General features: G+C 34.6%; 1 pseudogene. It reads left to right on the top strand.

Going from position 1 to position 879, the window contains the following annotated elements:
• Nucleotides 1–18: 18 nt before the first annotated feature.
• Nucleotides 19–879 (top strand): annotated as a pseudogene (locus tag JWF52_RS19015) (DNA-directed RNA polymerase subunit beta'); the annotation flags it as partial.

Below are 879 nucleotides of genomic sequence, written 5' to 3'. Positions count from 1 at the left end.
ATCTCTAGTTGAAAGTACATTGGTAGATTTATATTCAACGAAAATGTACCTCAAGATTTAGGATTTGTAGATAGAAATGTAGATCCATTTGGATTAGAAATTGATTTCTTAGTTGACAAAAAGTCTCTTGGAAAAATAATAGATAAGTGCTTTAGAAAGCATGGAAATACAGAAACGGCTATATTACTAGACCACATCAAAGCGTTAGGATTTAAGTATTCTACAAGAGGTGGTATGACAGTTGCCGTTGCAGATATGACAATACCAGAGTCTAAGAAAGCTTATATAACTGATGCAGAGACTAAGGTAGACAAATATGAAAAAGCATATAGAAGAGGTCTAATCTCTAACGAAGAAAGATATGAAAGAGTTATAGAAGTTTGGGCAGAAACAACTGAAAAAGTTACTGATGCTCTTATGGAAGGATTAGACAGATTAAATAATATATATATAATGGCACATTCAGGAGCCAGAGGTTCGAAAAACCAGATAAGACAGTTAGCTGGTATGCGTGGTCTTATGGCCAATGCATCTGGTAAAACAGTTGAAGTTCCGGTTAAATCTAACTTCCGTGAAGGGTTATCAGTAATGGAATACTTTACATCTTCACATGGTGCTAGAAAAGGTCTTGCCGATACAGCACTACGTACTGCCGATTCAGGTTACTTAACAAGAAGACTTGTTGATGTCAGTCAAGATGTTATAGTAAGAGAAGTTGATTGTGGAACAAATGATATAACAGAAGTATTTGCAATAAAAGATGGAAATGAAGTTATAGAAGAACTATACGACAGAATAGTTGGAAGATACACTATAGATGCTATAGTAGATCCTAAGACTGGTGAAGTTATAGTTGAAGCAGATTCTATGATACAAGAA

Source organism: Clostridium sp. CCUG 7971 (assembly GCF_017590215.1).
GTDB lineage: Bacteria > Bacillota > Clostridia > Peptostreptococcales > Peptostreptococcaceae > Faecalimicrobium.
The sequence above is the reverse complement of the archived record's forward strand: the minus strand, read 5'-3'. Positions and strand labels throughout refer to the sequence as shown.